13 protein-coding genes and 1 tRNA gene are annotated in these 23,930 nt (G+C 70.9%); 3 read left to right on the top strand and 11 right to left on the bottom strand.

Going from position 1 to position 23,930, the window contains the following annotated elements:
* The first annotated feature begins 98 nt into the window (after positions 1–98).
* Positions 99–4,733 (top strand): ATP-dependent helicase, encoded by a 4,635-nt coding sequence (locus tag AB0389_RS06995; RefSeq protein ID WP_366394278.1) that lies wholly within the window; start codon positions 99–101, stop codon positions 4,731–4,733.
* A 44-nt stretch (positions 4,734–4,777) separates the two neighbouring features.
* The gene (locus AB0389_RS07000; RefSeq protein ID WP_366394279.1) at positions 4,778–5,536 is read left to right on the top strand and encodes a DNA-formamidopyrimidine glycosylase family protein; all 759 of its coding nucleotides are present in this window, start codon (positions 4,778–4,780) and stop codon (positions 5,534–5,536) included.
* Here the strand turns inward: AB0389_RS07000 and AB0389_RS07005 are convergent.
* From AB0389_RS07005 to AB0389_RS07050, 10 genes are all read right to left on the bottom strand, one after another.
* Positions 5,497–5,802, bottom strand: coding sequence for a hypothetical protein (locus tag AB0389_RS07005; protein WP_366394280.1), 306 nt, complete (start codon positions 5,800–5,802; stop codon positions 5,497–5,499). The two genes, AB0389_RS07000 and AB0389_RS07005, sit on opposite strands and share 40 nt — an antisense overlap.
* A gap of 189 nt (positions 5,803–5,991) precedes the next feature.
* A complete protein-coding gene (locus AB0389_RS07010) occupies positions 5,992–6,462 on the bottom strand; it encodes a DNA starvation/stationary phase protection protein (protein ID WP_366394281.1) in 471 nt (156 codons plus the stop codon).
* A gap of 157 nt (positions 6,463–6,619) precedes the next feature.
* A complete protein-coding gene (locus tag AB0389_RS07015; RefSeq protein ID WP_114662598.1) occupies positions 6,620–7,003 on the bottom strand; it encodes a helix-turn-helix transcriptional regulator in 384 nt (127 codons plus the stop codon).
* 109 nt (positions 7,004–7,112) lie between these two features.
* The gene (locus AB0389_RS07020) at positions 7,113–7,628 is read right to left on the bottom strand and encodes a nicotinamide-nucleotide amidohydrolase family protein (RefSeq protein WP_366394282.1); all 516 of its coding nucleotides are present in this window, start codon (positions 7,626–7,628) and stop codon (positions 7,113–7,115) included.
* Positions 7,625–8,386: a CDP-diacylglycerol--glycerol-3-phosphate 3-phosphatidyltransferase gene (gene pgsA / locus AB0389_RS07025; protein WP_366394283.1), complete on the bottom strand. Its 762-nt coding sequence runs from the start codon at positions 8,384–8,386 to the stop codon at positions 7,625–7,627. The genes AB0389_RS07020 and pgsA overlap by 4 nt, the downstream gene beginning before the upstream one ends.
* On the bottom strand, positions 8,383–9,900 hold the full coding sequence (rimO, locus tag AB0389_RS07030) for a 30S ribosomal protein S12 methylthiotransferase RimO (RefSeq protein ID WP_366394284.1): 1,518 nt from the start codon (positions 9,898–9,900) through the stop codon (positions 8,383–8,385). Before rimO ends, pgsA begins: the two co-directional genes overlap by 4 nt.
* Before the next feature lie 49 nt (positions 9,901–9,949).
* Positions 9,950–10,765, bottom strand: a complete 816-nt coding sequence (locus tag AB0389_RS07035; protein ID WP_366394300.1) for a helix-turn-helix domain-containing protein — start codon at positions 10,763–10,765, stop codon at positions 9,950–9,952.
* 336 nt (positions 10,766–11,101) lie between these two features.
* Entirely contained in the window at positions 11,102–13,993 is a 2,892-nt protein-coding gene (locus tag AB0389_RS07040) for a DNA translocase FtsK (protein WP_366394285.1), read from the bottom strand.
* A 124-nt stretch (positions 13,994–14,117) separates the two neighbouring features.
* Positions 14,118–14,780, bottom strand: coding sequence for a response regulator (locus tag AB0389_RS07045; RefSeq protein ID WP_114662582.1), 663 nt, complete (start codon positions 14,778–14,780; stop codon positions 14,118–14,120).
* Positions 14,781–15,068: 288 nt separating this feature from the next.
* On the bottom strand, positions 15,069–20,561 hold the full coding sequence (locus AB0389_RS07050) for a HAMP domain-containing protein (RefSeq protein WP_366394286.1): 5,493 nt from the start codon (positions 20,559–20,561) through the stop codon (positions 15,069–15,071).
* A gap of 346 nt (positions 20,562–20,907) precedes the next feature.
* Between AB0389_RS07050 and AB0389_RS07055 the strand changes: the two genes are divergently transcribed.
* Positions 20,908–23,544 (top strand): SpoIIE family protein phosphatase, encoded by a 2,637-nt coding sequence (locus tag AB0389_RS07055; RefSeq protein ID WP_366394287.1) that lies wholly within the window; start codon positions 20,908–20,910, stop codon positions 23,542–23,544.
* Between the two features lie 76 nt (positions 23,545–23,620).
* On the opposite strand, the gene AB0389_RS07060 is transcribed toward AB0389_RS07055, so the two are convergent.
* Positions 23,621–23,693: transfer RNA gene (locus AB0389_RS07060), tRNA-Thr, on the bottom strand.
* Positions 23,694–23,930: the final 237 nt, after the last annotated feature.

Below are 23,930 nucleotides of genomic sequence, written 5' to 3' on the forward strand. Positions count from 1 at the left end.
TTCTCTGTTCTGGCACCCGTCGGACGGTACCGGTACGGCCGGCGGCCCGTTTCCCCAGGTCCGGGCGATTGTCAGTGGTCGGGTGCACGATGGGGGACATGGCACGCTCCGCGCTCGACTCCTTCTCCCCCGCGACCCGAGGCTGGTTCACGGGGGCCTTCTCCGCGCCCACGGCGGCGCAGGAGGGGGCCTGGCGTGCCATCGCGGAGGGCTCCGACGTGCTGGTGGTCGCCCCGACCGGATCGGGAAAGACGCTGGCCGCCTTTCTCGCCGCCCTGGACCGGCTCGCCTCGTCGCCACCGCCCGTCGAGGCGAAGAAGCGCTGCCGGGTGCTCTACGTATCGCCGCTCAAGGCACTCGCCGTCGATGTGGAACGCAATCTGCGCAGCCCTCTCACCGGGATCCGGCAGGAGTCCGCGCGGCGCGGGCTGCCCGAGCCGGAGGTGCGGGTGGGTATCCGCTCGGGCGACACCCCGGCCGCCGAGCGGCGTTCCCTCGCCATCCGGCCGCCCGACATCCTGATCACCACACCCGAATCGCTGTTCCTGATGCTGACGTCCGCCGCCAGGGACGCGCTCGCGGGGATCGAGACGGTGATCCTGGACGAGGTGCACGCCGTCGCGGGGACGAAGCGCGGCGCCCATCTCGCGCTGTCCCTGGAGCGGCTGGACGAGCTGCTGCCGCGCCCGGCCCGCCGGATCGGGCTGTCGGCGACGGTGCGTCCGGTGGAGGAGGTGGCCCGCTATCTGTCGCCGCAGCGCCGGGTGGAGATCGTCCAGCCCCCCTCCGGCAAGGAGTTCGACCTCTCCGTCGTCGTCCCGGTAGAAGACATGGGAGAGCTGGGCGGCTCCCCGGCGGCACCCGACCGGGCGCCGGACCCGGACCGCGCGGAGAAGCCGTCGATCTGGCCGCACGTGGAGGAGCGGATCGCCGATCTCGTCCAGGCGCACCGCTCCACGATCGTCTTCGCGAACTCCCGCCGGCTGGCGGAGCGTCTGTGCAACCGGCTCAACGAGATCGCGTACGAACGGGCGACGGGCGAGACGATGCCGGAGGAGCACTCCCCCGCCCAGCTCATGGCCCAGTCGGGCGCGGCCAGGGGCGCGCCCGCACTGCTCGCCCGCGCGCACCACGGCTCGGTCTCCAAGGAGCAGCGCGCCCAGGTGGAGGAGGACCTCAAGGCCGGCCGGCTGCCCGCCGTCGTGGCCACCTCCAGTCTGGAGCTGGGCATCGACATGGGCGCGGTGGATCTCGTCGTCCAGGTCGAGTCGCCGCCCTCGGTCGCCTCGGGCCTCCAGCGGGTCGGCCGCGCGGGCCACCAGGTGGGCGCGGTCTCCACCGGAGTCGTCTTCCCGAAGTATCGCGGCGATCTGGTCCAGGCCGCCGTGGTCACCGAGCGCATGCGCACCGGAGCCATCGAGGCGCTGCGCGTGCCGGCCAACCCACTGGACGTGCTGGCCCAGCAGCTCGTCGCACTGGTCGCGCTGGACAGCCGGCAGGCCGATGACCTGCTGGCCCTGGTCCGCCGCGCCGCCCCGTTCGCCGCGCTCCCCGAGTCCGCGTTCACCGCCGTGCTGGACATGCTCGCCGGGCGCTACCCTTCCGACGCCTTCGCCGAGCTGCGGCCCCGGGTGGTGTGGGACCGCGTCACCGGTACGGTCACGGGCCGGCCGGGAGCCCAGCGCCTCGCCGTCACCTCGGGCGGCACCATCCCCGATCGCGGCCTCTTCGGCGTCTTTCTCGTCGGGGCCGACCCCAAGAAGGGCGGCGGCCGGGTCGGTGAGCTGGACGAGGAGATGGTCTACGAATCCCGGGTCGGCGATGTCTTCACCCTCGGTACGTCGTCCTGGCGGATCGAGGACATCACCCGCGACCGGGTCCTGGTCTCCCCCGCCCCCGGCACCCCGGGGCGGCTGCCCTTCTGGAAGGGCGACCAGCTGGGGCGCCCACTGGAGCTGGGCCGGGCGGTGGGCGCGTTCCTGCGCGAGGTCGGATCCCTCACCGAGGAGGACGCCCGGCTGCGTCTGACGGCCGCCGGCCTGGACGCGCTGGCCGTCAGTAATTTGCTCGCCTACCTCGACGAACAGCGCCGGGCCTGCGGACACATCCCCGACGACAGGACGATCCTGGTCGAGCGGTTCCGCGACGAGCTGGGCGACTGGCGGGTAGTGATCCACTCCCCGTTCGGGGCCCAGGTCCACGCGCCCTGGGCACTGGCCCTCGGCGCCCGGCTCTCCGCGCGGTACGGCATGGACGCGCAGGTCATGCACGCCGACGACGGCATCGTGCTGCGCCTCCCGGACGCCGATCTGATGGGGCTCGACCTGCTCGGCGACGAGCCGGACCGGACCGGCACGGCCTTCGACAGCGAGCAGGCGCCCCTCGGCGCCGCGGATGTCGCGTTCGACGCGGGCGACATCCGCGGCATCGTCACCGAACAGGTCGGCGGCTCCGCGCTGTTCGCCTCCCGGTTCCGGGAGTGCGCCGCGCGGGCCCTGCTGCTGCCGCGCCGCAGTCCCGGCAAGCGCACACCGCTCTGGCAGCAGCGCCAGCGCGCCGCCCAGCTCCTCCAGGTGGCGAGCGAGTTCGGCTCGTTCCCCATCGTGCTGGAGGCGGTGCGCGAATGCCTCCAGGACGTCTTCGACGTCCCCGGACTCAGCGAGCTGATGGGGGACATCGAGTCCCGCCGGGTCCGGCTGATCGAGGTCACCACGGCGGAGCCCTCTCCCTTCGCCCGGTCCCTGCTCTTCGGCTACGTCGCCCAGTTCCTGTACGAGGGGGACTCGCCCCTCGCGGAGCGCAGGGCCGCCGCGCTGTCGCTGGACTCGCGGCTGCTGGCCGAGCTGCTGGGCCAGGCCGAGCTGCGGGAGCTGCTCGACCCGGAGGTACTCGCGGAGCTGGAGCGCGAGTTGCAGTGGCGCACCGAGGACCGGCGCGTCAAGGACCCCGAAGGCGTCGCCGATCTGCTCCGGATCCTGGGCCCGCTCACCGACGAGGAGCTGGCCGAGCGCGGCGCGGACGGTTCCTGGGCCGAGGAGCTCACCGCGGCCCGCCGCGCCATCCGGGTACGCATCGGCGGGACCGGGCACTGGGCGGCCATCGAGGACGCGGGCAGGCTGCGGGACGCGCTCGGCACAGCGCTGCCGGTCGGCGTGCCCGAAGCCTTCACCGAACCGCTCAAGGACCCTCTGGGCGACCTCCTCGCCCGCTATGCCCGTACCCACGGCCCGTTCACCTCGTCCGCCGCCGCCCAGCGCTTCGGCCTCGGCGCCGCGGTCACCGACGGCGCTCTCCAGCGTCTCGCCGCGAGCGGCCGGGTCGTCCAGGGCGAGTTCCACCCCTCCGGCATCGGCCAGGAGTGGTGCGACGCCACCGTGCTGCGCCGACTGCGCCGCCGTTCCCTGGCCGCCCTGCGCCAGGAGCTGGAGCCCGTACCGCCCGCCGCGCTCGCCACCTTCCTTCCGCAGTGGCAGCATCTGAGCGGCGACAGCCTGCGGGGCATCGACGGACTCGCGCGCGCGATCGAGCAGTTGCAGGGAGCGCCCGTCCCCGCTTCCGCGCTGGAGAAGCTGATCCTGCCGTCCCGTGTCTCCGGCTACACCCCGGCCCTGCTCGACGAGCTGACCACCACGGGCGAGGTGCTGTGGGCCGGAGCGGGCTCCCTGCCCGGCAAGGACGGCTGGGTGTCGCTCTATCTCGCCGACGCCGCGCCCCTGCTGCTCGCCCCCGCACGCCCCCTGGAGCCGACCGCGCTCCACGAATCCGTACTGACCGCGCTCTCGGGCGGATACGGCCTGTTCTTCCGGCAGATCGCCGACCAGATCCGCGCCACCACCCACCCGGACGCGACGGACCCGCAGCTCGCCGACGCGCTCTGGGACCTCGCCTGGTCCGGCCGGCTCACCAACGACACCCTGGCCCCGCTGCGCTCCCTCCTCGGCTCCGGCCGCACGGCGGGCTCGACGGCCCACCGCACCCGGCGCGCGGTGCCACGCGGGCGGTACGGCACGGCCGCGGCCCCGGCCCGGCCCGCCTCCCGTTCGGGGCCGCCCACCGTCAGCGGCCGCTGGTCGCTGCTCCCCGCACCGGAGCCCGACCCCACCCACCGCGCCCACGCACTGGCCCGCACCCTCCTGGACCGGCACGGTGTGGTGACCCGGGGCGCCGTCGCGGCCGAAGGCGTGGCGGGCGGCTTCTCCGCGACATACCGGGTGCTGTCCGCGTTCGAGGACAGCGGGCAGGCCCGTCGCGGCTATGTCGTCGAGGGTCTGGGCGCCGCCCAGTTCGCGGTGGACGGCGCGGTCGACCGGCTGCGCGCCGCCGCGACGGCCCACGACCGCGCCGCATCGCGCCCCGCACCGCACGCCGTGGTCATGGCCGCCGCCGACCCGGCCAACGCGTACGGCGCGGCGCTCCCCTGGCCGGAGCCCCCGGCGGGCGCCGGGCACAAACCGGGCCGCAAGGCGGGGTCACTCGTCGTCCTGGTCGACGGAGAGCTGACGCTGTACATGGAGCGCGGCGGCCGGACGCTGCTCGCCTGGCCCACGGACCCGGAGGACCCCGCGCTGCGCGCCGCGACAGAGGCCCTGGCCGGAGCGGCGCGCGCGGGCACCCTCGGCTCGGTCACCGTGGAGCGGGCCAATGGCCTGCCCGCGCTGACCGCCCCGCTGGGACGCGCGCTGGAAGCGGCCGGTTTCCACGCCACCCCCAGGGGGCTGCGGCTGCGCCCCTGAGCCCCTTTCGCCCCGATTGCCCTCCGTCCCGCATCATGGAAGACATGCCCGAAGGAGACACCGTCCGGCAGACCGCCCAGCGCCTGCACGCCGCCCTCGCGGGGCAGCCGCTGACGCGGGCGGAGCTGCGGGTGCCCCGGTTCGCGACCGCCGACCTCACCGGCCTGACCGTGCTGGAGGTCGTCCCGCGCGGCAAGCATCTGCTCACCCGCCTGGAGGGCGGTCTCACCCTCCACTCACATCTGCGCATGGACGGCGCCTGGAAGGTGTACGCGCGGGGCGAGCGCCCGCGCGGCGGCCCGGCGCACCAGATCCGGGCCCTCCTCGCCACAGCCGAGCGCACCGCGATCGGCTACCGTCTCCCCGTCCTCGAACTGCTGCGCACCGGCGACGAGGAGCGGGTGGTGGGCCATCTCGGCCCCGATCTGCTGGGCCCCGACTGGGACCCGGCCACCGCCCTGCGCAACCTGCTGGCCGATCCGGCCCGGCCGCTCGGACAGGCCCTGCTCGATCAGCGCAACCTCGCCGGCATCGGCAACATCTTCAAGTCGGAGAGCTGCTTCGCCGTCCGGGCGACCCCGTGGCTCCCGATCGGTCAGCTCCCGTCTCCCGAACGCCTGGTGACGGCGGCGAAGAGGCTTCTGGAGGCCAACCGGGACCGGCCCGGCGCCGCCCGGCGGCTCTCCGTGTACGGTCGCGCCGGCCGGCCCTGCCCGCGCTGCGGCGCCCTGGTCCGTACGGCCGGCCAGGAAGGGCGCCCCACCTACTGGTGTCCCTCCTGCCAGTCAGGACCCACCTGCTGACGGCTCGTCGGCGGCGCCTCCCGGCCCACCGCCCGGCCGGGCACCCGCTCCGGCGCCCGCTCCGACCCTCGTCCCGCAACCCGCTCCGGATTCCGGCCCCGTGACGCGGCGACATGGACGGGCAACAGGCTCAGCCCCCAGCCACCCGCCGCCACCGCGCCCTCCACCAGTCCGGCGTGCTCGGGCGCCAGCGCGAGCCGCAGCACCGCCCACCACCACACCCCACCGAGTGCGGCCGCCGGCAGAAGCGCCCATCGCCGTTCCATGGCTGCCTCCTCGGCTGCCTCCTGCGACCGACGCTAGTACCGCTCGATCACCCGCCGCGAGGGCGCATCGGATGCACGCTCCGGCGTGTGCGGACGCGCGCTACCCCGCGTACGGTCCGCCCGCGCCCCGGCCGGGCGCCCCGGCCCGCGCCATCGCACCCAGCGCGCCCACGCGCCCCCGGCACTCTGCTACGCGCTCTCCGCCTGGAACATCCACGCGTGCTTCTCCAGGTCGGCGGCCACCTGGATGAGTACGTCCTGCGTCACCGGATCCGGTGCGTCCGTGACCTCGATGCGCTCCCGCATCCGCACCGACACCGCGCCCAGCGCGTCCACCAGCAGCCGCACGGCGTCCGTGTCCTTGATCCATCCGTTGGGCACGGCCCCGATGGCGCTCGTTCCCGCCACCGTGGCGGCCCGCCCGTCCGGCGTCACCCCGATCGCCGACGCCCGCTCCGCGACCGTGTCCGAATGCTGTCGCGCCGTGGCCACGACCTCGTCCAACTGGAGATGTACGGAGCGGAAGCGCGGCCCGACGATGTTCCAGTGCACCTGTTTGGCGACCAGTGAGAGATCCACCAGATCGACCAGCGCGCCCTGGAGCGCCTCGCCGACCAGCTTCAGATTCTCCTCGGACAGGGAACTCCTCACGACAGACATGCAGGATCCTCCGCTTCCGTACCGATGACGTTTCCGTGCTGGCGTCCAGCCTCTGCTCCCACCATGGCACAAATGGCATAAAACGGTCTCCCCGGGAACGACAAAGCCCCGGCCGGTACGAATACCGGGCCGGGGCCTCTGATCGTCCTGGTCGCCGTCAGGCGGCGACGACGTCCACCGCCTCGGCGGGCGCCTTGATGGTCACCCGCTCCGTCGGCACTCCGGCCACCGACGTCACAGAGACAGAGTTGAGCATGGGGCGTACTGGCGCAGACAGCGGCTCGTTCGCCGCCGCCGACGCGGCCAGCTCCGCCAACGACAGTTCGTCGCTCACTTCACGCATGAGCTCGGACATCCGTACGTCAAGCGCGTCGCAGATCGCGGAGAGCAGCTCGGAGGAAGCCTCCTTCTGCCCCCGCTCCACCTCGGAGAGATAGCCGAGCGAGACTCGGGCGGACGAGGAGACTTCGCGCAGAGTACGGCCCTGGCGCTGGCGCTGCCGACGCAGCACGTCACCCAGCAGGCGACGGAGCAGAATCATCGGTGGCTCCCTCCTCGGACCGCGTAGCCGCATCCTTCACGCCCCACCGTACCGCCTTGCGCTGCGGCCGTGCGGGGAGCGATGTCGTGTTCACTCAGGGCTGCAAACATCAATTCCCCCCGTTCTGTTCCGTATCCTGTGACCGCCCGTTCCCGGACAGTTCGCTGAGGAGTAGCCCGAGCACGCTCCGTACACTCTCTTTACGGATGTCCGCCCGGTCGCCGTTCAACCGCAGCGCGGCGACTTTCCCCGCACCTTCCGGCCCGACGACCGCCACGTACACGGTGCCGACCGGCTGCCCGTCCTGCGGATCGGGGCCCGCCACCCCCGTGGTCGCCGCACCCCAGGAGGCCCCGAGCGTCCGGCGCACGCCGGCCGCCATCTGCCGCGCGACCTCGGGATCCACCGCACCGCGCTCGTCCAGAAGGGTCCCGTCGACGCCCAGGACGTCCCGCTTGAGCTCCGTCGCGTACGCGGTGACGGACCCGCGGAAGGCCCGGGAGGCGCCCGGTACGGACGTCAGCTCCGCGGCGACCAGCCCGCCGGTCAGGGACTCCGCGACGGCCAGCGTCCCGCCCCGCGCCACCAGGATCTCCAGCACCGCCGCGGCGGACGCCCCGCTCACCGCCCGGACTCCGCCTCGGCACGCTCCGCCGCGAGGCCCTGGCGCCGCAGCACGACCGCCTGGCGCACATAGTCCAGCCCCGTGGCGACCGTCAGCACCACGGCCACCGCCATCACCCAGAACCGCAGCGTCGCCAGCGGCCCGGTCAGCGCGAGGACATACATCCCCACGGCGACCCCCTGGGCCAGCGTCTTCATCTTGCCGCCGCGGCTGGCCGGGATGACACCGTGTCTGATCACCCAGAACCGCATCAGTGTGATGCCGAGTTCACGGAAAAGGATGACCCCCGTCACCCACCACGGCAGATCGCCGAGCGCGGAGAGACAGATCAGCGCCGCGCCCATGATCGCCTTGTCCGCGATCGGGTCGGCGATCTTGCCGAAGTCGGTGACCAGGTTGTACGTACGGGCCAGATGGCCGTCGAAGACGTCCGTGATCATGGCGACGGCGAACGCGGCCCAGGCCCAGGCGCGCCAGACCGGGTCGTAACCGCCGTCCTGGAGCAGCAGCAGCACGAACCCGGGCACGAGCACAAGCCGCACCATGGTGAGGATATTGGCGATGTTCCACAGACTGGCCTGATTGACCACGGCCGCTCCCAGCTTGCCACCGCTGCCGGTACCACCACCGCCGGCGGCACCAGCGCCGGCGCCGGTACCGCTCCCCGGTTTCCCGCCGGGCCCGGACGTACCTCCGGTACCACCCGTCACCGGCGTCGCACCGGTGCCGCCCGCCGCGGACGCCGGGACTCCGGTCATCTGGCCGCCTCCTCGCCCGGGGTCCGGGAGACGTCCCCCGGAAGCTCGTAGCACTCGGCCACCAGGTCCACACCCTCGGTGCCGATCACCTTCGCCCCGACCATAAGTCCGGGACGCAGTCCCTCGCGCGAGGTGAAGATCACCTGGCCGTCGGTCTCGGGCGCCTGGTGCGCGGCCCGGCCCACCGCCGCCTCGCCGTCGGCGCCCTCCGGCTCGACGGACTCGACCAGCACCTCAAGGCTCTCGCCGAGCCGTTCCTCGGCCCGCTGCGCCGTCAGCTCCTCGGCCAGCCGCGACAGATGCGCCAGCCGCTCGGAGACGACGTCCGCGTCCAGCTTGCCGTCGTACGTCGCGGCCTCCGTACCGTCCTCGTCCGAGTAGCCGAAGACCCCGATGGCATCGAGCCGCGCGCCGGTGAGGAAGCGTTCCAGCTCGGCGAAGTCCGCCTCGGTCTCGCCGGGGAAGCCGACGATGAAGTTGGAGCGCACCCCGGCCTGCGGGGCCTTGCCCCGGATGGTCTCCAGCAGCTCCAGGAAGCGGTCGGTGTCCCCGAAGCGCCGCATCGCGCGCAGGACACCGGGGGCCGAGTGCTGGAAGGACAGATCGAAGTACGGCGCGATCTTGGGCGTCGAGGTCAGCACGTCGATCAGCCCGGGCCGCATCTCGGCGGGCTGGAGGTAACTGACCCGGATCCGCTCGATCCCGTCGACGGCCGCCAGCTCGGGCAGCAGGGTCTCCAGGAGCCGGATGTCGCCGAGGTCCTTGCCGTACGACGTGTTGTTCTCGGAGACGAGCATGACCTCCTTGACGCCCTGCTCGGCCAGCCAGCGCGTCTCGCCGAGCACGTCGGAGGGGCGCCGGGAGATGAAGGAGCCGCGGAAGGAGGGGATGGCGCAGAACGAGCAGCGCCGGTCGCAGCCGGAGGCCAGCTTCACGGAGGCGACGGGGCTGGTGTCGAGCCGCCGCCGCAGGGGCGCGCGCGGCCCGGAGGCCGGTGCGATCCCGTCCGGCAGGTCCGCGGGGGCGGGGGCCACCTCGTCGGCGGTCTGCGCGTGACCGGGCAGCGCCACATCGGCGCCCTGCCGCTCGACCGGGCTGAGCGGCAGCAGCTTGCGCCGGTCGCGCGGGGTGTGCGAGGCGTGGATGCCGCCGTTCAGGATGGTCTGGAGCCGGTCGGAGATATCGGCGTAGTCGTCGAAGCCGAGCACCCCGTCCGCCTCGGGCAGCGCCTCGGCCAGCTCCTTGCCGTAGCGCTCGGCCATGCAGCCGACGGCGACGACGGCCTGCGTTCTGCCTTGATCCTTCAGATCGTTGGCTTCCAGCAGGGCGTCGACGGAGTCCTTCTTCGCGGCTTCGACGAATCCGCAGGTGTTGACGACGGCGACATCCGCCCCCGAGGCGTCCTGGACGAGCTCCCAGCCGTCCGCTGCCAAGCGGCCTGCAAGCTCCTCCGAGTCCACCTCGTTACGGGCGCAGCCAAGAGTGACAAGGGCGACGGTACGGCGTTCGGGCATGGGCTCAAGACTACTTTGTCCTGGCCCCGCCCTTACCGTGCAGGGTTGCTCAGCCTGCCTCGGGATCGCCCTGCGTGTACGAGAGCCGCTCGACCTGGCCGGACTGGAACTCGTCCTCGACCTTCTTGCCGTTCACATACAGCTCGATCGCACCGGCGTTCCCGAGGATCAGATCGATCTGTTCGTCGTCCTGGAAGGTCTTCGAATCGCCCTTGAGGAGAAGTCCGTCGAACAGCAGTTTGCCGTTGTGCGCCTTCGCGGAGATCCAGCTCTTGTCGTCTATGGCCGACAGTTTCACCGTGACCTTGTCGCGCGGGGCCGCGGCGATGGCGCTGTCCGACGGCTCCGGCTTGGGGTTTGCCGCCTTGGAGGGGCTCGGTTCTGTACGGGTCCTGTCGGGCTTGGGGCCCTCGGCGACCTGCTTGTTCTTGGACCCGGCGTCCCCGCCGCTGAACGCGGTGAAGCCGACGAAGCCGACCACGGCGACGATCGCGGCCACCATGGCGGCGGTCCAGTTGGGCCGGCGCCGCTCCGGCCGGATCCGTTCCGCCTCGAACATCGGCGCCGCGGGCGTCGGCGCGGGACGCCCCCCGCGCTCGGCGTCGAACTGCTCGATGAGGGGCTCGGGATCGAGCCCGACCGCGCGGGCGAGCATACGGATGTGCCCGCGGGCGTAGACGTCCCCGCCGGAGCGCGAGAAGTCGTCCTGTTCGATCGCGTGCACGATGGGGATGCGCACCCGGGTGGAGCCGCTGATCTCGTCGACGGTCAGATGCGCGGCGATACGCGCGCGCTGAAGCGCCCGGCCGATCGGGAGCCGTTCGTCTTCGGGGGGTGTGACCTCGGCGGAGTCACCGCCGGGAATGTGATCTTCGGTAGCGTGGCCGTCTGAGGACTTGCCGTCGGGAGAGTTGCCGATGGACACGGGGGCGCCTTTCGAGCGTGTAGCCACCTGCTGGACGTTCAGTCTATGGGTGGTACGAAAGGGTGGGGCAACCGGGCGGATGCACTTTGTACGCCATCGGAATGGCCGAATGGCGCGGGGTAGGAACACCATCTTCCCTCTTTCCCCAACTTGACGTCCGGCCAAGGGAAACGGTTGCCCTACGGGTTCCTCCGAATACCCCGGAGATTCCCCCCTCCGGGGCCCACCCCCGGCGCGTCGCGCCCCCGTCCCGGAGCGTCCGCGCCGACCGGAAACCTAGGCGGGCGACTCACCGCGGATGATGGCGAGCACCCCGTCCAGCTCGTCCGCCTTCACCAGGACGTCGCGCGCCTTGGAGCCCTCGCTCGGCCCGACGATGTTCCTCGACTCCATCAGGTCCATCAGCCGGCCGGCCTTCGCGAACCCGACCCGCAACTTCCGCTGGAGCATGGACGTCGAACCGAACTGCGTCGACACCACCAGTTCGACGGCCTGGCAGAGCAGATCGAGATCGTCGCCGATGTCCTCGTCGATCTCCTTCTTCTTCGCCGTGCCGACCACGACGTCGTCCCGGAAGACGGGCGCCATCTGATCCTTGCAGTGCTGGACGACCGCCGCGATCTCGTCCTCGGTGACAAACGCGCCCTGCATACGGGTCGGCTTGTTCGCCCCCATCGGCAGGAAGAGACCGTCGCCCTTGCCGATCAGCTTCTCCGCGCCCGGCTGGTCGAGGATGACCCGGCTGTCCGCCAGCGAGGAGGTGGCGAACGCCAGCCGCGAGGGCACGTTCGCCTTGATCAGACCGGTGACGACATCGACCGAGGGGCGCTGGGTGGCGAGCACCAGATGGATACCGGCGGCGCGGGCCAACTGGGTGATACGGACGATGGCGTCCTCGACGTCGCGCGGCGCGACCATCATCAGGTCCGCCAGCTCGTCCACGATGACCAGCAGATACGGATACGGCGACAGCTCGCGCTCGCTGCCCTCCGGCACCTTGACCTTGCCGGCCCGCACCGCCTTGTTGAAGTCGTCGATGTGCCGGAAGCCGTACGCGGCCAGGTCGTCGTAGCGCAGGTCCATCTCGCGGACGACCCACTGGAGCGCCTCGGCGGCCCGCTTGGGATTGGTGATGATCGGCGTGATCAGGTGCGGGATGCCCTCGTACGCGGTCAGCTCGACCCGCTTGGGGTCCACGAGGACCATCCGGACGTCGTCCGGCGTCGCCCGGACCATCACCGAGGTGATCAGGCAGTTGATGCACGACGACTTGCCCGAGCCGGTCGCCCCCGCGACCAGCAGGTGCGGCATCTTCGCCAGATTGGCCATCTCGTAGCCGCCCTCGACGTCCTTGCCGAGCGCGACGAGCATCGGATGGTCGTCCTCGGCGGCGGCGGCGAGCCGCAGCACATCGCCGAGGTTGACCATTTCGCGGTCGGTGTTGGGGATCTCGATCCCGACCGCGGACTTGCCGGGGATCGGGGAGATGATCCGTACGTCGGGACTGGCGACGGCGTACGCGATGTTCTTGGTGAGCGCGGTGATCCGCTCGACCTTCACGGCCGGGCCCAGCTCCACCTCGTACCGCGTCACCGTCGGCCCCCGGGTGAAGCCCGTGACCGCGGCGTCGACCTTGAACTCCTGGAAGACATTGCTGAGCGAGGCGACCACGGCGTCGTTGGCGGCGCTGCGCGTCTTGCCGGGACCGCCGCGCTCCAGCAGGTCCAGCGAGGGGAGCGAGTAGGTGATGTCACCGCTGAGCCGGAGCTGTTCGGCCCGCGCCGGCAGCGGCTTGTCCACCGTGGGAGTGGGCTTCGTCAGATCCGCGACCGGCGCGTACACCCCGGGGCGTACGCCCGCGGGCCGCGGCGGCGCCTCGCGCGCCGTGGGTACGGGCGCGGAGTGCTCCACGGCGCTCTCGTTCGCCTCCCGGGACCGTTCCGGCCGCTGCTCCCCCGTCCCCTCTCCCGGCTTGCGCGTACGGTCCGTGGATAGGCCCTGGGTGAGGTCCGCGACGATCGGCGAGGGCGGCATCCCGTTGAGCACGGCACCGTCCAGCGCCGCAGCCGCGGCCGCCGCCACATCCACGGCGTCCATGGACCGCTCCATCGACGGCTGTACGGAGGGACGGCGTGGCCTGCGCCGCTTGGCGAGCGCCGCGGCCTCGGCCCGGTCGGCGTCGTACTCCTCCGGCGGCGCGACGCGGCGCGCGGACGGCCGGCGCGCGGCAGCCGGCAGCGCCTCGCGCCACTGCTGGTCGTAGCGCTCGTCGTCGTTGCCCTTGTCGTACTGATCGTCGTACTGGTCCGCCTGATCGTCGTACCGGTCATCGTGGAAATGTCCCCGCCCGTAGGGGGATTCGACGATGCCCAGCCTGACTCCGAGCTGCCGCAGCCGCCGCGGGATGGCGTTGACCGGCGTCGCAGTCACGACGAGCAGCCCGAAGACGGTCAGCAGCAGGAGTAGCGGTACGGCGAGCACCTCGCCCGTGGTGAGAATCAGCGGCGTGGCGGCGGCCCAGCCGATCAGACCGCCCGCGTCCTGCAGGGCCTCGGCGCCCTCGCTCCGGCCCGGGGAGCCGCAGGCGATGTGGACCAGCCCCAGCACTCCGACGACCAGCGCGGAGAGACCGATGACGATCCGGCCGTTGGCGTCGGGCCTCTGCGGGTAGAGGATCAGCCGCACGGCGACGGCGCCCAGCAGTATCGGCACCAGCAGATCGAGCCGGCCGAAGGCGCCGGTGACGAGCATCTCGACCAGATCGCCGACCGGGCCCTTCAGGCTCGACCAGGTACCGGCCGCGACGACGAGCGCGAGGCCGAGCAGCAGAAGAGCCAAGCCGTCCTTGCGGTGTGCCGGGTCGAGCCCCTTCGCGCCCCGCCCTATGCCGCGGAACACCGCCCCCACGCCGTGCGCCGCTCCGAGCCACACCGCGCGTACCACCCGGTACACACCCTCTGTGGGGGACGGTGCGGGCTTGGGCACCGGCCGGGCGGCGGCCTTCTTCGCCGGTGCCTTCCTGGCCGGGGCCTTCTTCGCGGGTGCCGTCTTCTTCGCCGCCGTCTTCTTGGCGGGCGCCGCCTTCGCGGCGCCGCTCGTACGGCCGGCCCGCGGCTTTGCGGTGCCCGCCGTGCCCTGGGAACCATTGCCGGACGTACGTGAGGCCATGGTGGTGAGGTTACCGGTGTGAACGGCCCCGGACACGTGTGCCCACTGCTTCACCCGTCCGTGTCGCCCGCAACTCGGCGGGAAACTGACGCGGCTTCACGCCGGAGCGATCGGCGGAGCCGGACTACGAAGGGAGCGGCGGCGTGCCGCCACCCGTCCCCGGCTCCAGCGCGTCCAGTGCCCGGCGCAGTCCGGTGAGTTTGCGCTCCAGATGGGCGGCGGTCGCCACGGCCGAGGCATCCGCCGCGTCGTCGTCCAACTGCTTGGAGAGCGCTTCCGCCTGCTCCTCAACCGCCGCCAGCCGCGCGGACAGTTCGGCCAGCAGACCGGCCGGCTCCCGCGCCTCGCCCGCCCCCGCCAGCTGGAGTCTGAGCAGCTCGGCCTGCTCCTTGAGCGTGCAGTTCTTCATGTACAGCTCGACGAAGACCGACACCTTGGCGCGCAGCACCCAGGGATCGAACGGTTTGGAGATGTAGTCCACCGCGCCCGCCGCGTACCCCCGGAACGTGTGGTGCGGGCCATGGTTGATGGCCGTGAGAAAAATAATCGGGATGTCGCGCGTGCGCTCCCGCCGCTTGATGTGCGCGGCGGTCTCGAACCCGTCCATCCCCGGCATCTGGACATCCAGCAGAATGACCGCGAAGTCGTCCGTCAGCAGCGCTTTGAGCGCTTCCTCCCCTGACGATGCCCGCACCAGTGTCTGATCGAGCGCGGAGAGAATGGCCTCCAGCGCCAGCAGATTCTCCGGCCGGTCATCCACCAGGAGGATCTTGGCCTTCTGCACCATGGCCACCCGCCCTCCTCGCCCCGGCGTGGGACGCCCCCTGCTCACGTGACCCGGCGATACGCCGGGCGCCGCCCCAGGGAACGACTCCCTTACGCCGTCCGTCCTTGTGCCGGTCATGGTAGCCGCACCCCGCCCGTCGCCACACCCTGTCACTGTGATGTCACTGTGCTCGAATCGGAAACGCAGCGGAAGCCCAGAAGGTTCCCCGCATCGCACCGGCTCACACGCCCGCGGACCCCTCAGTCGGCTCCCCGGGCCGATTCCCGACCGGACTTGGGTACGGACCGGTCACTCTCCATGCATCCACCGCTCCATCACCGACAGCAGATGATCAGGGTCGACCGGCTTCGTCACATAGTCGGAGGCACCGGCGTCCAGGGCCTTCTCCCGGTCGCCCTTCATCGCCTTGGCGGTGAGCGCGATGATGGGCAGTCCGGCGAACTGAGGCATCCTGCGGATCGCCGTCGTCGTCGCGTATCCATCCATCTCCGGCATCATGATGTCCATCAGAACGACCGTCACATGGTCGTTCTGCTCAAGGACTTCGATGCCCTCACGGCCGTTCTCCGCGTACAGCACCGAAAGCCCGTACTGTTCCAGCACGCTGGTGAGCGCGAAGACGTTACGGATGTCGTCGTCGACGATCAGCACCTTCTCGCCGTTGAAGGCGAACGTACGGCTCTCCCGGTACACCTCCTGCGGGAGCTCCCCGTAAGCCTCCTGACGCTCCGAAGCCCCCTCCGGCGCCTGGGAGCCCTGGCCTGACGCTGCCGGGCCCCGCTCCCCCAGCCCTGCTCCCGGCGCCTTGCGGCGGCGCCTGAACAGCGCCGCGGGCCCCGGCAGCTCCGCGGGTGCCGACACCTCGCCCCGCACCTGCCCGGCCGGCTCCGCCGCCGTCTCGTCCGCCGGCCGCACCTGGGCCCGCATGCCCGCGGGAGTCAGCTGCCGGTAGCCCTGCGGCGGCAGTTCGCTCGGGTGGAGCGGCAGATACAGCGTGAACGTCGAACCGCGTCCCGGCTCGCTCGCCGCGTGGATCTCACCGCCGAGCAGCCGCGCGATCTCCCGGCTGATGGAGAGCCCGAGCCCGGTGCCGCCGTACTTGCGGCTGGTCGTGCCGTCCGCCTGCTTGAACGCCTCGAAGATCACCCGCATCTTGCTCGCCGCGATCCCGATCCCCGTGTCCGTCACCGAGAACGCGATCAGATCGCCGTCCGCGTCCCGCAGCGACCCCGCCTCCAGCAACTGCTCCCTGATGGCGTCGGGCACATCGGCGGCGGCCGGCCTGATCACCAGCTCCACCGCGCCGCCGTCGGTGAACTTGACCGCGTTGGACAGCAGATTGCGCAGCACCTGCAGCAGCCGCTGCTCGTCCGTGTGCAGGGTCGCGGGCAGCTCCGGCGACACCCGTACGGAGAAGTCGAGCCCCTTCTCCGCAGTGAGCGGCCGGAACGTGGCCTCCACGTAGTCGACGAGCTGGACCAGCGCGATACGGGTCGGGCTCACGTCCATCTTGCCCGCCTCGACCTTCGACAGATCGAGGATGTCGTTGATCAGCTGGAGCAGGTCGGACCCGGCGCCGTGGATCGTCTCGGCGAACTCGACCTGCTTCGGGGAGAGGTTCGACTCCGCGTTGTCCGCGAGCAGCTTCGCCAGGATGAGCAGCGAGTTGAGCGGGGTGCGCAGCTCGTGCGACATGTTCGCCAGGAACTCGGACTTGTAGCGCATGGAGACGGCGAGCTGTTCGGCCCGCTCCTCCAGCACCTGCCTGGCCTCCTCGATCTCGGTGTTCTTCACCTCGATGTCGCGGTTCTGCCGGGCCAGCAGCTCGGCCTTCTCCTCCAGCTCCGCGTTGGACTCCTGAAGGGCCTTCTGCCGGTTCTCCAGCTCCGCCGACCGCTCCCGCAGCTGCTCGGTCAGCTCCTGCGACTGCTTCAGCAGCACCTCGGTCTTCGAGTTGACGCTGATGGTGTTGACGCTCGTCGCGATCATCTCGGCGATCTGGTTGAGGAAGTCCCGCTGGATCTGCGTGAACGGCTGGAACGACGCCAGCTCGATCACCCCGAGAACCTTCCCCTCGAAGAGCACCGGAAGCACGATCACATGCGCCGGCGACGCCTCCCCGAGCCCGGACGAGATCTTCAGGTACCCCGGCGGCACATTGACCTGGATGGTGCGCTTCTCCTCGGCCGCCGTGCCGATCAGCGTCTCACCGGGCCGGAAGGACGTCGGCATCGAGCCCGCCGAGTAGCCGTAACTGCCGCGCATGCACAGCTCGTACGAACCGTCCCGGCCCACGTCCGTGCCGACCTGGGGCACCGTGCCGGTCTGCATCGCCAGGAAGAACGCGCCGTGCTGCGCGGAGACCACCGGGGTCAGCTCGCTCATGATGAGCGACGCCACGTCCTCCAGATCGCGCCGGCCCTGCATCAGACCGGAGATCCGGGCGAGGTTGCCCTTCAGCCAGTCCTGCTCCTCGTTGGCGAGGGTGGTGTCCCGGAGATTGGCGATCATCGTATTGATGTTGTCCTGGAGGACCTGGATCTCGCCCGCCGCGTCGACATCGATCTTGAGGTTCAGATCGCCCCGGGTCACGGCCGTGGCAACGGCCGCGATCGCGCGTACCTGACGGGTCAGGTTCCCGGCCATCTCATTCACCGACTCGGTGAGATCCCGCCACGTGCCGTCGACGTCCCGCACCCGCGCCTGACCGCCGAGCTGCCCGTCCGTACCCACCTCGCGGGCCACCCTGGTGACCTGGTCGGCGAAGGAGGAGAGCTGGTCGACCATCGTGTTGATCGTGTTCTTCAGCTCCAGGATCTCGCCCCGGGCATCGATGTCGATCTTCTTGGTGAGATCGCCCTTGGCGATGGCCGTGGTGACCGTGGCGATCTGGCGCACCTGACCGGTCAGATTCGACGCCATCGAGTTCACCGACTCGGTGAGGTCCTTCCACGTACCGGAGATGCCGGGCACCCTGGCCTGGCCGCCCAGTTCGCCCTCCGTGCCCACCTCGCGCGCGACACGGGTGACCTCGTCCGCGAAGGACGACAGCGTCGTCACCATCGTGTTGACGGTGTCGGCCAGCTCCGCGATCTCGCCGCGCGCCTCCACCGTCACCTTCTTGGTCAGGTCACCGTGGGCGACGGCGGACGAGACACGGGAGATGTTGCGCACCTGGCTCGTCAGGTTGTTGGCCATGGTGTTGACGTTGTCGCTGAGGTCCTTCCAGATCCCGGTGACGCCCCGGACCCTCGCCTGGCCGCCGAGAATGCCCTCCGTACCCACCTCACGGGCGACGCGCGTCACCTCGTCGGCGAAGTTGGACAGCTGATCGACCATCGTGTTGACGGTCGTCACCAGATCGAGGAACTCCCCCCGGGCGTCGACTGTGATCTTCTTGGACAGATCCCCCATGGCGACCGCCGTCGTCACCTCGGCGATATTGCGGACCTGGGAAGTGAGGTTGTTCGCCATGAAGTTGACGGACTGCGTGAGGTCCTTCCAGGTGCCCGAGACGCCCTGCACCTCGGCCTGGCCGCCGAGGATGCCCTCGGTGCCCACCTCGCGGGCCACCCGCGTCACCTGCTCGGCGAAGTCGGACAGCTGGTCCACCATCGTGTTGAGGGTGCTCTTCAGCTCCAGCAGCTCACCGCGCGCGTCCACGTCGATCTTCTGCGACAGATCGCCCCGGGCCACCGCCGTGGCGACCCCCGCGATGTTGCGGACCTGGGCGGTGAGGTTCCCCGCCATGCCGTTCACCGAGTCGGTCAGATCACGCCAGACGCCGGCCACCCCGGGCACCTGCGCCTGACCGCCCAGCCGCCCGTCCGTACCGACCTCGCGGGCGACCCTGGTCACCTGCTCGGCGAAGGCCGAGAGCTGGTCGACCATGGTGTTGATCGTGTTCTTGAGCTCCAGGATCTCGCCGCGCGCGTCCACGTCGATCTTCTGCGACAGGTCACCCCGCGCCACCGCCGTCGTCACCTGCGCGATCTGGCGGACCTGCGAGGTCAAGTTGCCGGCCATGAAGTTGACGGAGTCGGTCAGCTCCTTCCACGTACCGCTGACGCCGTCCACCCGCGCCTGGCCGCCGAGCCGCCCCTCCGTACCCACGTCCCGCGCCATGACCGTCACCTGGTCGGCGAACGAGGACAGCTGCGACACCATCGTGTTGACGGTGTTCTTCAGCTCCAGCATCTCGCCCGCGACGTCCACGGTGACCTTCTGCGACAGATCACCATTGGCGACCGCCGTCGTCACCTGCGCGATGTCCCGCACCTGACCGGTCAGATTCCGGAACGCCGTATTGACCGAGTCCGTCAGGTCCTTCCACGTCCCGGCCGCCCCCGGCACCTCCGCCTGACCGCCCAGCCGGCCCTCGACACCGACCTCCCTGGCCACCCGCGTGACCTCGGACCCGAACGACTGAAGCTGGTCCACCATCGTGTTGACGGTGTTCTTCAGCTCCAGCATCTCGCCCGCGACATCGACCGTGACCTTCTGCGACAGATCACCGTTCGCGACCGCAGTCGTCACCTGCGCGATGTCCCGCACCTGACCGGTCAGATTCCGGAACGCCGTATTGACCGAGTCCGTCAGGTCCTTCCACGTCCCCGCGGCCCCCGGCACCTGTGCCTGGCCACCGAGCAGCCCCTCCGCGCCCACCTCGCTGGCGACGCGGGTGACCTCGTCCGCGAAGGTACGGAGCGTCTCCGTCATCTGGTTGATCGTCTCGGCGAGCTGCGCCATCTCGCCGCGCGCGCTCACCGTGACCTTCTGCGACAGGTCACCACTGGCGACCGCCGCCGTCACCTCCGCGATGCCGCGCACCTGACTGGTCAGGTTCCCGGCCATCGTGTTCACCGAATCGGTGAGGTCCTTCCACACCCCGGCGACGCCCGGCACGGTCGCCTGACCGCCCAGCTCGCCCTCGGTGCCCACTTCCCGGGCCACGCGCGTGACCTCGGAGGAGAAGGACGACAGCTGATCCACCATGGTGTTGACGGTGTTCTTCAGCTGCAGCATCTCGCCGGCCACATGGACCGTGACCTTGCGCGACAGATCGCCCTTGGCGACCGCCGTCGTGACGAGAGCGATATCACGTACCTGGGCGGTGAGCCGGTACGCCATCGTGTTGACCGAGTCCGTGAGGTCCTTCCACGATCCGGACATACCGCGCACCTTGGCCTGGCCCCCGAGCTTGCCCTCGGTACCGACCTCCAGCGCCACCCGGGTCACCTCGTCGGTGAACGCCGACAACTGGTCGACCAGGTTGTTGACCGTACGGGCCACCTTCAGGAACTCGCCCCGCAACGGGCGCTCCGGCCCGTCCGACGACGGCGAACGCAGCTCCATACGCTGTTCCAGATCGCCCTCGGCGACCGCCGCGAGCACCCGCCCCACCTCGGAGACCGGCCGCGCCAGATCGTCCACCAGCGCGTTCGACGCGTCGATCGCGGCGGCCCACGAGCCCTCGCAGGTGCCGGTCTCCAGCCGCTCGGTCAGCTTCCCCTCGCGCCCGACCACCCGTCGTACGCGGGCCAGCTCTCCGGTCAGGTGCAGATTGCGGTCCGCGACCTCGTTGAAGACGGCGGCGATCTCCGCCATCACATCGTCGCCGGAGACGGTCAGGCGCTTCCGGAAGTTCCCGTCCCGCATCGACACCAGGGCCGTCAGCAGTCTGTTCAGCTCCGCCGGGTCCACCTCGATGGTCCCGTTGCTCCGGGACCGTCCGCCTTTCGCGCGCGCACTCGTGCCACGCGCCGCCGTGCCAGACTCCACCGTGTCCCTCCCGCAGGGGTTGCCGTACTGCCCGAGCCTTCTCCGCAAGCCTGCCCAGTGTTTCACTGCGGCTCACTGCCACCACCAACAGTTGGGGCGTGACCACGCAAGCGTCAAATCGTTGAAGCCTACAAGGGCACAGCGTGCCCCTCGTCCGGCCGCCGAGCCGACGGGACGGCCCACATCCTCACCCACCCCGCACAGCCCGCGCACACGCCCGCGGACGGTACCGAACCGCACCGAGTCGGGACTCTGTAGCACGTGACCCAGGGCGACCGTCTAGCCTGGCAAGCGAATCGAAGCCGCGAGAAACGGGCACAGAACTCGGGGGAGCGACGAAACACCAATGGGGAGTGCTGTGATCACCGCGCGTGCGGCCGCCACGTTCGAACCGGTAGGGCGGTCCGTGGCGACGGCCCGCGCCTTTGTCCGTGACACGCTCCAGGGGTGGGGATACTCCGATGTCGTCGATGACGCCACCGTCCTCACCAGCGAACTCGTCACCAACGCGGTGATCCACGCCGGCACCTCCGCCGACGTGCTCTGCCTCCGGATGCAGGACGGCGTCCGCATCGAGGTCGCGGACCGCTATCCGGAGCGCGAGGTCCCGATCCAGGCGACGGCCCACGCCTACGCCTCTCCGGACCAGGAGAACGGCCGGGGGCTGCTGCTCTGCGCGGCCCTCGCGTCCCGCTGGGGCGTCGAGTACACACCGACGTTCAAACAGGTGTGGTTCCAGCTCGAACTTCCCCAGCGTCAGGTGGGCACCCGCTCCTCGGGCCCTGTCCTCCCCACCGATCTGCTGCCCGTCGCCGACGAACGCGTCCGCGTCGCCGTCGTCCAGATCGACGGCGAGGGCACCGTCGCCAACTGGAACGAGGACGCGGAGAGTGTCTTCGGTCACGCCGCGAAGAACGTCGTCGGCAAGCCCCTCGCCGACATCGCCGCCTGGCCGCACACCCCCGGCATCGGCACAGGCTTCGACGAGGCGCTCCAACTCTCCCGCTGGGAAGGCAGTTACGGCATCCACGGCGCCGACGGCCGGGTCATCCCCGTGTACGCCACCCACCTGCGGGTACGCGACACCCAAGGCGAGCCCTCCACGGTCTGCCTGCTCGTCCGCGACTACGAGCGCGCGGTCATCCAGACCCCGCTGCGCGCCCCCGCCACGGAGGCGAGCGGCGAAAGCCGTACGGCGGACCCCTTCGAGGTCTTCATCGGCTCCCCCGCCCCCGACGATCTCGACGGGCTCCTCCAGCGCACCGTGGAACGCGCCCGCGACATGCTCGACGGCGACTCGGCCTTCCTGCTGCTCGCCACGGACGACGAGACGGAGCTGGAGGTACGCGCCTCCACCGGCCTGCCCTCCGCCCGCCAGCGCTTCGCGCGGGTCCCCGTGGAGGCCGGCACGGGACGTTACGGCTCGGCGCGGATGCCCGCCGTCCACGAGGATCTCTCGGCCGTCCCCGGCGCCGTCCCGCTGCTCAACGGCACCGGCATGCGCTCCGTCGTCACCGTCCCGCTCAAGGTCGAGGGCCGGCTCACCGGCTCGCTGGGCGTGGCCGCCGAGAACGCCGGCCGCTACTCGAACGAGGAGGCGCTCCGCCTCCAGTTCGCCGCGGACCGGATCGCCCTGGCCGTCGAATCGGCCCGCCTCGGCGAGCTGGAGCGGCTCCGCCGCGGTTCACTCTCGTTCCTCGTCGAGGCGTCCGATCTGCTCGCCGGCACCCTGGACCGTGACCAGACGCTCGCGCTGATGGCCCAGATGACCGTCCCCACCCTGGCCACCTGGTGCGCCGTCTACACGATCGCCGACCAGTCGTCGGACCCGTACCTCTCCTACGTCCTGCACGAGGACGAGGACCGCATCGACGGCCTCAAGGCCCTTCTCTCCAAGATCAGCCCGCCCGACCCGGTGCCCGCCCCGGGCGCCCGCGTCTGGACCGCCCCGGCGGACGCCGCCCACCAGGCCGCGCTGCGGACCTCCATGCGCGATCTGGGCAGAAACTCCTTCGACAGCACGTCGAGCGTCGGTACGACCCTGGCGACGGCCGCGGCGGTCGGCGGCGAGACGGTCGTCCTGCCCCTCGTGGCGCGCAACCGCGTCATCGGCATGCTCACCCTCGGCAAACCCTCCGACGACCACTTCCGCCAGGAGATCCTGGAGCTCGCGGAGGACCTCTCCCGCCGGGCCGCGCTCGCCCTCGACAACGCCCGCCTGTACTCGGAGCGCACGGCCATCAGCCAGGCCCTCCAGCGCAGCCTGCTGCCCCCGGGGCTCCCTCAGGTGCCCGGCGTCGAGGTCGATGTGATCTACCGCGCGGCCGGCGAGGGCAATGAGGTCGGCGGCGACTTCTACGACCTCTTCCCGATCCGGGACGGCGCCTACGGCTTCGCCATCGGCGACGTCTGCGGCACGGGCCCGGAGGCCGCGGCCGTCACGGGCCTGGCCCGCCACGCGCTGCGCCTGCTGGCCCGCGAGGGCCTCAGCGGCCCCGCCGTCCTCGAACGGTTGAACGCGGCGATCATCGACGAGGGCTCCCGGAGCCGCTTCCTCAGCCGCTTCCTCACCCTGCTCTATGGCGAGTTGTGGCCACAGGAAGACGGGAGCGCGATCCTCAAGATGGTCTGCGCCGGTCATCCGCTCCCCCTGCGCCTGCGCCAGGACGGCACCGTGGAACCGGCCGCCGAACCGCAGCCGCTGCTGGGCGTCATGGAGGATCTGGAGCTGTACGAGCAGACGATCACCCTGGACCCCGGCGATGTCCTCCTGTGCGTCACCGACGGCGTCACAGAGCGCCGCGAGGGCGCCCGCATGCTGGGCGACGACGGCCTGGCCGACGTGCTCGCGTCCTGTACGGGCCTGACGGCCGGCGCGATCGCCTCCCGCGTCCTGCGCGCCGTGGAACGCTTCGCGGCGGAACCCGCCTCCGACGACATGGCCATCCTCGTCATGCGCCTACCGGAGCCGCTGCCCCACTGACGCGGATGACTCCGGAGATACGAGCCGGAGGTACGAGAAAGGCCCCCGCCATCGGCGGGGGCCTTTCTCGTACTTGAGCCCCAATACGGAATCGAACCGTAGACCTTCTCCTTACCATGGAGACGCTCTACCGACTGAGCTATTGGGGCGCAGCAACTGGTAGAAGCATACCCGATGATCAGGCGTGCTCGAAACCAACGCGATGCCATGGCGATGCGATCAAATCCGGCCCATACGATACCGGGTGAATCGGCCCTGAACGCAGAAATGCCCCGCACCAGATACCTGGTACGGGGCATTCCCACAATAATTGTTCGGCGGCGTCCTACTCTCCCACAGGGTCCCCCCTGCAGTACCATCGGCGCTGTGAGGCTTAGCTTCCGGGT

Source organism: Streptomyces sp. NPDC093109 (assembly GCF_040701725.1).
In the GTDB taxonomy this organism is placed as follows: domain Bacteria; phylum Actinomycetota; class Actinomycetes; order Streptomycetales; family Streptomycetaceae; genus Streptomyces.